This window comes from Microbacterium sp. B24 (genome assembly GCF_000333415.1).
Taxonomy (GTDB): Bacteria; Actinomycetota; Actinomycetes; order Actinomycetales; family Microbacteriaceae; genus Microbacterium.
Genome location: NZ_BADB01000301.1, coordinates 1 through 7,923 on the forward strand (window position 1 = coordinate 1; position 7,923 = coordinate 7,923).

Here is a 7,923-nt window from a genome sequence, read left to right on the forward strand (position 1 = left end):
CAGGAGCAGTGGACGCACGGCTCGTCTCGAGCCTGTCATAGAGGCCGGTGATGGCCTTCTTAACACCGGCGTAGTCGGCGATCATCTGTCCACCCACGATCAGGGCTTCGTGCAGCGCGATCATCATCACGGCGAATACCGAGGGGAACGCATTCGTGTTGCCCTTGGCAAAGATGATGCTGCGTAGCTTCTTGTCGCCCCCTGCCTCGCAGATCTTCCTGATCTCGTCGATGCAGTACGCGAACTCACTCTTGAACTTCGCGACGCCGTGCGTGTCAAGAGCGGCCGAGATTCGGAGGTTCTCGACGGACCCCGCTTCATAGATAGCGTCGAGCGCTTCCTTCGATCGCTCAAGCAGTGAACCGCCTATGATCGACGCCGCGACGTCAGCGATGCACTGCTCATCCATACTATCGCGGAGATCAGTGGACCTCAGAATGCCCTGCTGCACCCAGAACACGTCGGCCGCGACCACGTCGTATCCATGCCGAGTCATGGGCAGATCGACGCTGATTGACGGCATGTCGCCAAGATCGAGCACGTCGCTCGACACATCTCCGCGAACGTCGCACGCAAGCTCCCTGACCATACCAGCGAACTTGTCTTGCACACCCGCCTGCCGGCGCTCCTGGTCACTGAGACGATGCCCGTATGTATTGATGCGGGCGAACACGTCGTCGATCTCAGATTCACTAGCGCCACGCATCACCGACACCGGCATGTTGTAGTCAAGGATGGCACTGACCTCCCGGGGTGTCAGGAGTTCGCCTCCTTCGATCTCGAAGATTCCCTCGTCCGCGCGCGTCTGCGCTGTAGCGAACCTCGATACATCGAATCGCCGGCCATCTCCCGTCTCGAACTCGGTCTCCATGAAGGACATGAGCGCGTGGAGTCGTTGCAGCCCATCGATGATCTCGTACCCGTCATCACCCTTCTCTGCCAGCAAGATGGCGGGGACTGGGTACTGTTTGAGCACCGATTCGATCAGTTTCTGCTTCTCCTCAAGCGTCCAGACCAACTTCCTCTGGTAGCGCCTGTTAACCGACAGCTTGCCTTCGGCAAACCAGGAGTAGAGGGACTGAAGCGAGCGCGATTGAGAGTCGAGTTCGGACACACCGGAAGCATCCCACAGGAGAGCCATAGCTATTCATATGCGCGCGCGTGTCGGTCGCCAGCGACGGCATCGGCGTCTGTACGTACTCCCAGGAGGCTGAGGGGATCCGGGCTTTCAAACCTCTGACGAACCGTTGTCGCCCTGCCAGCGAGCCGGCTGCCGTGGACACATTTTGGACACAATCGCCCCATTTGCACCCTGATCTGGCCTGATCGAACGGTATCCAGGTTCGCGAAATAATGCGCTTACCAGGCGATTTGTTCCTCAGACAGGGGGTTCAAGTCCCACCTTCCGCACAAAACGAATCAGCGCGCGGCGCCTGGATTGATCAGCCGATTCACCGCAATCACTCGGGAACCGCCCCGGTAGACTGACCGCGATCGCTTCTCTGAGCGACTGTCCACCGCCGATCTACCGACGGGAACTTCGTGCACGCTCTCGCCCTCATCCCTTGGCTCGACCCTGCGGCCATCATCCAGAGCGCCGGCCCGTGGGCCCTGCTGGTGGTGTGCTTTATCGTCTTCGCCGAGACCGGCCTGCTGGTCGGCTTCCTCCTTCCGGGCGACACGCTCCTCGTGATCTCGGGCCTGCTGTCGCACTCGACGGCGACCACGCCGCACGGCATCTTCGGCATCAGCGTGTGGTGGGTGGCGCTGCTCATCGGCCTCGCGGCGTTCATCGGCGGCGAGGTCGGGTATTTCATCGGGCACAAGGGCGGACCCGCCGTCTTCGAGCGCAAGGAATCCGGCTTGTTCAGCCGCAAGAACGTGGAGCGCACCAACGCGTTCTTCGAGCGGTACGGCGGCCTCACGGTCATCCTCGCCCGCTTCGTGCCGATCGTCCGCACCTTCGCCCCGGTGGCCGCCGGTGTCGGTCACATGCCGTGGCGCAAGTACTCGCTGTACAACCTGATCGGCGCCATCCTCTGGGGCTTCGGCCTGACGATGTTCGGGTACCTGATCGGCTTCATCCCCGCCGGTGGCCACCTTCGTCGAGCACTACATCGACCTCATCCTGCTCGCGGCTGTCGGCGGCACCGCACTGGTGACCGTCTGGCACTACTTCTCCGAGCGCCCGCAGGTGAAAGCACGAGCAGCAGTCCGGCACGCCGCCCGAGACGGTCGAGCCCCTCGAAGACGGCACGCCCGCGGCCTGACTCAGGATGCTTTGGTGGCCTTGCCCTTCTCGGGCGAGGCCACCTTCTCTTTCTCGGCCCGCGCCGCGCGGCTGCGCTCCACGCTGGCCTTCAGCGCCGCCATCAGGTCGATGACCTCGCCGCCGGCATCCTTCTCACCCTTCTCGCCGAAGGTCTCGGACGTGTCGAGGGCATCGCCCTTCTCCAGCTTGGCGTCGATGAGGGTGCGCAGCTCCTGCTGGTATTCGTCGACGAACTGGTCGGGATCGAAGTCGGCCGAGAAGCTCTCCACGAGGGATGCCGACAGCTCCAGTTCCTTGTCGGAGATCTTCACCGGCTCGTCGAGAGCGGCAAAGGTCGCCTCGCGTACTTCGTCGGCCCACAGCAGCGTCTGGAGGACGAGCACATCGCCGCGCACGCGCAGGGCGGCCAGTCTCGTCTTCTGCCGCAGTGAGAAACGCACGACGGCCGTCCGATCGGTGCGTTCCAGGGTCTTGCGCAGCAGCACATAGGCCTTGGGCGACGACGAGTCGGGCTCGAGATAGTACGGCCGGTCGAGCGTCAGCAGATCGATCTGGTCGCTGGGGACGAACTCGACCACCTCGATCTCGCGGCTGCGCTCTGACGGCAGTGCGGCGAGGTCCTCCGCCGTGAGCACCACGGTGCGCTCGCCGTCGTCGTATGCCTTGTCGATGTCGGCGTAAGGCACGACCTCGCCGTCGAGCTCGCAGATGCGCTGATACCGGATGCGCCCGCCGTCGGCCGCGTGCACCTGGTGCAGCGGCACGTCGTGGTCCTCGATCGCCGAGTACACCTTCACCGGGACGTTGACGAGGCCGAACGTCAACGCGCCCTTCCAGATCGCTCTCATGGGGCCATCCAACCGGCTCGCGGCGGCCGACGCCAGGGGCTGGACGCTAGCCTGGCGCCATGGCACAGTCAGCGCAGGTGGTCGACGTCGGTGGGCGTCGCCTGCGTCTGAGCAACCTCGACAAAGTGCTCTATCCCGACACGGGCACCACGAAGGCCGAGGTGATCGACTACTACTCGCGCATCGCTCCCGTGATGCTGCCGCACCTTGCCGGCAGGCCGGTCACGAGGCTGCGCTGGCCGGAAGGCACCGGCGAGGCGCCCTTCTTCGCGAAAGACCTCGAAGCCGGCGCGCCCGATTGGATGCCGCGACACCCGATCGACCATTCCGGCGGAGCGAAGGACTACCCGCTGGTCGCCGACGTCGCCGGACTCGTCTACCTCGCGCAGGTCGCGAGCCTCGAACTCCACACGCCGCAGTGGCGCTTCGACCACGGCGGGCGCGGATACCCCGACCGCCTCGTGCTCGACCTCGACCCGGGCCCCGGCGTCGGGCTCGCCGAATGCGCGGAGGTGGCACGACGGGCCCGCGGCATCCTGTCGGACATGGGCATGGAGCCGTCGCCGGTGACGAGCGGATCCAAGGGTATTCACCTGTATGCCTCGCTGGACACGACTCGATCCAGCGACGAGATCTCGGTGTTCGCCCGCGAACTGGCACGCGCCCTGGAAGCGGACGATCCCGATCTCGTCGTGAGCGCGATGAGTAAGGCCGCCCGTCCCGGCAAGGTGTTCGTCGACTGGTCGCAGAACAACGCGGCGAAGACCACCATCGCCCCGTATTCGCTCCGCGGGCGCGCCCGACCGACCGTCGCGGCTCCGCGCACCTGGGCCGAGCTCGACGACCCCGAGTTGCGCCACCTGCTGATCGACGAGGTGCTCACCCGCGCCGCCGCCGACGGCGACCTGCTCGCCCCCCTCGCCCCCGCCGCCCCCGATCCGCTCGCCGCGTACGTGGCCAAGCGCACCCCCTCCGCCACGCCCGAGCCCTTCCCGCCGAGCCGCCATTCTTCCGCCGAGCCGCCACGTTCTGACGCGCCGAATCATGGCGGCTCGACGCAAACATGGCGGTTCGTGATTCAGGAGCACCACGCGTCGCGGCTGCATTGGGACCTCAGGCTCGAGCGCGACGGCGTGCTCGTGAGCTGGGCGGCGCCTCGCGGCATCCCCGATTCTCCCGACCGCAACCACCTGGCGGTGATGACCGAACCGCACCCGATCGAGTACCTGACGTTCGCCGGCGAGATTCCCGCCGGCGAGTACGGGGCGGGTGCCATGACCGTGTGGGATTCCGGCACCTTCACCGTGGAGAAGTGGCGGGATGACGAGGTCATCGCAACCCTCACGGGCCGTCCCGGCGGACCGCTCGGACGCGTGCGCCTCGCCCTGATCCGCACGTCGGGCGCCGGCGAGAAGTCGCAGTGGCTGCTGCACCGCACGAAGCCGGCGGGGAAGGATGCGGCGACGTCCGCCGTGGCCGCTGCCGGCGCCGGTCACCGCATGCCGTCTCGCTCGTCTAGCGACAGCGCGGCGCCGATGCTCGCCGTGTCGTCGACACCCGCGCTGGCCACCTCCGCGGCCCGACGCTGGGGCGGCCTCCCGTGGGTCGAGTTCAAGTGGGACGGCATCCGGGCCGTCGCATCATGGGATGGCGACCGGATGCGGCTGCGTGCACGCAGCGGCGTCGACATCACGGAGCGCTATCCCGAGCTCACCGCCGCAGACCTCGGGCTCGGCGCGCTGCCCGCCGTGTTCGACGGCGAGATCGTCGCGCTCGATGCCGCCGGGCACCCGAGCTTCACGCGACTGCAGTCGCGGATGCATCTCACGGGCGCCCGCGGCATCGCCCGCGAAGCCACCGCCACACCCGTGCACTACTTCGTCTTCGACCTGCTGTGCATCGGCGACGACGACATCGCAGAGCGACCCCTCCGCGAAAGACGAGAACTGCTCGAGTCGGTGACGGCAGACGCCGCATCACCGCTCGTCGTGCCGCCCGTCACCGATGACATCGCCGACGCGTTGACGGCTGCCGCCGACCTGCGGTTGGAAGGTGTCGTCGTGAAGGATCCGCAGTCGCCATATCGACGCGGCATCCGCTCCGAACGATGGCTCAAGGTCAAGCTGACGGCGACGCAGGAGGTCGTGATCGGCGGCATCCGCCCCGGAAAGGGCGAACGACGCGGCGGCATCGGATCGTTGCTGCTCGGCATCCCGGATGCCGGGGGCCTGCGCTATGTCGGCCGCGTGGGCTCGGGGTTCACCGACCGCGAGCTCGCCCGACTCGAGGAGCGGATGCGGCCGTTGCGCGCCGACACCAACCCGTTCGTCGGCGTGCCCGCCGCAGACGCCTCCGACGCCCTCTGGCTGCGCCCGGAACTCGTCGGCGAGGTCCAGTACGCCGAGTTCACGCCCAACGGCACGCTCCGTCACGCACGGTGGCGAGGACTCCGCGCCGACAAGCAGCCGATGGACGTTCGCCGCGAGGAGTAGCCCTCACGCCGGCGCACTGGTCGGCGCAGGCGGGTCCGCGGCGAAGACAGCTACGGCGGTGCCGTCCCACTCAAACTGAAGCACCGTGCCGACGGGGAAGGCTGCCGTCAGTTCTTCCGAGCTGCCGCGGTCGACGTGGATGGACACCGCCGGGTGAAAGGGGCTCGCGCTGCACGCGCTATTGCCGATCTGGGAGCCCGCGACGTCCGGCGCGTCTTGGAGCACGGTGACGCACTCCCCCTCGAAACCGCGGTTCTCGCCGGAGGACACGACGATGAGCAGACCAGCGAAGCTGTAGGTGGTGCCCCGGTCGCCGTTGCGCGCCCACGGCAGCACCATCGGCACGTCCGCCGTCGGCTGGTCCAGGCTCGCGACCTGACGGGCACCGGTGACCGCCGACACCGGTCGCAGGGACGCCAGTGCGAACACGAGCGCGCCCACGACGATCGCGACGACCACGATCGACGCAGCCCACCCGATGAGCAGCGCACGGCCGATCGGCGGAGGGGTCGGCGACGAGAGATAGTGCTGCCCCGCCCCGTGCGGCTCAGCAACGCCGACAGCGGCCGCGTCCCCGGCGGGCGCAGGCGTCTCCGGCACGGCGCTCTCCGGTCGCGGCACCGGCGGTTCGGCCGGGGCGCTCGGCCTCCGCCATCCGTGCCGACTGCTCGGCGGCAAAACCGCGGTCCTGACGCTGCTCGAGTTCACGCAGCCGCGCGAGCGCCGCGGGGTCGTAGGCGATGTCGGCGTTCGGCCCGTACGCACGTCGGCGCAGCGTCGCGAACTCCTCGCGTGTGGCGGCATCCATGCTCTGCATCGTGACACATCGTCAACGCGGAGCGTGGCCGGCAGCCGTTCCGCGTGTCAGACGTGCGCCTCGTGCTCCCGATGACCGGCGGGCTCGAACTGGAAGGTCGAGTGCTCCACGTCGAAGTGTCGGGACAGGCACCCCTGCAGACGGGACAGCAGCGCTCCCGTTCCCGCCGATCCCCCGGCAAGCAGATCGTCGCTGACGACGACGTGCGCGGTGAAGACCGGAGCGCCGCGGGTGAGCTGCCACACGTGCACGTCGTGCACGTCGACGACGCCGTCCTCGCCGAGGATGTGATCGCGGATCTCCGCGACCTCGGTCCCCCGCGGCGCGCGCTCGCCCAGCACCGAGAACACCTCGCGCAGCAGTCCGATCGCGCGTGGCAGGATCATCACCGCGATGAGCAGCGACGCCAGCGCGTCGGCCGGCATCCATCCCGTCGTCCAGATGACGACGGCGGCGACGATCACCAGCGCCGAGCCGATGAGATCTCCGAGCACCTCGATGTACGCGCCGCGCACGTTGATGCTGCGGCGCTGCGCGGCGCTGAGAAGGTACATCGACACGGCGTTGGCGACGAGGCCGACGGCGGCGACGAGCAGCATCAGCGCTCCGGCCACCTCGACCTCCGACGGAGCGAGCAGTCGCTGCACCGCCTCGACGGCGATCCACACCATCAGCGCGATCAGGATCACCGCGTTGACCAGCGCGCCGAACACCTCCGCGCGCTGGTAGCCGTAGGTGTTGCGGTCGTTCGCAGGACGCGCGGCCACGGTCGAGGCGATCAGTGCGACCACGAGTGCGGACGAGTCCGTGAACATGTGCGCCGCGTCGGCCAGCAACGCGAGCGACCCGGTCAGGAGGGCGCCGATGACCTGCACCAGCGTGACGGTTGCGGTGAGACAGAGCGAGATCGTGAGCAGGCGGCGATTGCTCGCGCCACGGATGCCGGTCGGTGCGTGATCGTGCATAGGAACGAGGCTAGGCCGCGCTCAGCCTTCACGCGGCAGCTTTCGCCTAGTCGGGAATGAAAGCGGTTATCGCTCCAGCGTGCTCAGCAGCGGAGCCAGCGCGACGAAGGCGCGAGCCCGGTGCGACGCGGCGTTCTTCTCCGCCGGCGACAGGTCAGCGGCCGATCGGCCGCCCTGGTCGTCGGGCAGGAAGATCGGGTCGTAGCCGAACCCGCCCGTACCCGACGGAGCGGTCGCGAGTCTTCCCGGCCAGACGCCTTCCACCGTTTCCTCACGGACGACACCGCCTGGCCCCGGAACGACCAGAGCGATGGTCGAGACGAACTGAGCGGTGCGATGCGGGTCGGCGATGTCGGAGAGCTGATCGAGCAACAGTTCCAGGTTGGCCCGCGCGTCCTTACGGTGCCCGGCCCAGTACGCGGAGAACACACCGGGGGCACCGCCGAGCACGTCCACGCACACGCCGGAGTCGTCCGCGAGCGCCGGCAACCCGGTGTGCGCCGCGGCGGCTCGCGCCTTGATGAGGGCG

General features: G+C 67.8%; 7 protein-coding genes and 1 pseudogene. 2 read left to right on the top strand and 6 right to left on the bottom strand.

The features are described 5' to 3' along the window. The coding region (locus tag I5I_RS07805; RefSeq protein WP_036318259.1) for a DUF262 domain-containing protein at positions 1–1,114 on the bottom strand (1,114 nt) is incomplete at its 3' end. 428 nt (positions 1,115–1,542) lie between these two features. Here I5I_RS07805 and I5I_RS16380 point away from each other — a divergent pair. Then, positions 1,543–2,224: pseudogene (locus tag I5I_RS16380) on the top strand (DedA family protein); the annotation flags it as partial. Positions 2,225–2,271: 47 nt separating this feature from the next. On the opposite strand, the gene ku reads toward I5I_RS16380, so the two are convergent. Further along, positions 2,272–3,120 (bottom strand): non-homologous end joining protein Ku, encoded by an 849-nt coding sequence (gene ku, locus I5I_RS07815; RefSeq protein ID WP_036318253.1) that lies wholly within the window; start codon positions 3,118–3,120, stop codon positions 2,272–2,274. 59 nt (positions 3,121–3,179) lie between these two features. On the opposite strand from ku, the gene I5I_RS07820 reads away from it, so the two are divergent. Continuing rightward, the gene (locus I5I_RS07820) at positions 3,180–5,612 is read left to right on the top strand and encodes an ATP-dependent DNA ligase (RefSeq protein ID WP_036318254.1); all 2,433 of its coding nucleotides are present in this window, start codon (positions 3,180–3,182) and stop codon (positions 5,610–5,612) included. A gap of 3 nt (positions 5,613–5,615) precedes the next feature. Here the strand turns inward: I5I_RS07820 and I5I_RS07825 are convergent, their stop codons facing one another. The 4 genes from I5I_RS07825 to I5I_RS07840 all read right to left on the bottom strand — a co-directional run. Beyond that, a complete protein-coding gene (locus I5I_RS07825) occupies positions 5,616–6,071 on the bottom strand; it encodes a spermidine/putrescine ABC transporter permease (protein WP_148285511.1) in 456 nt (151 codons plus the stop codon). Positions 6,072–6,159: 88 nt separating this feature from the next. Further along, positions 6,160–6,420, bottom strand: a complete 261-nt coding sequence (locus I5I_RS17550; protein ID WP_239640055.1) for a hypothetical protein — start codon at positions 6,418–6,420, stop codon at positions 6,160–6,162. Positions 6,421–6,476: 56 nt separating this feature from the next. Further along, positions 6,477–7,394 (bottom strand): cation diffusion facilitator family transporter, encoded by a 918-nt coding sequence (locus tag I5I_RS07835; protein ID WP_036318257.1) that lies wholly within the window; start codon positions 7,392–7,394, stop codon positions 6,477–6,479. Between the two features lie 66 nt (positions 7,395–7,460). Further along, a partial coding sequence (locus I5I_RS07840; RefSeq protein WP_036318258.1) for a non-canonical purine NTP pyrophosphatase occupies positions 7,461–7,923 on the bottom strand: 463 nt, incomplete at its 5' end.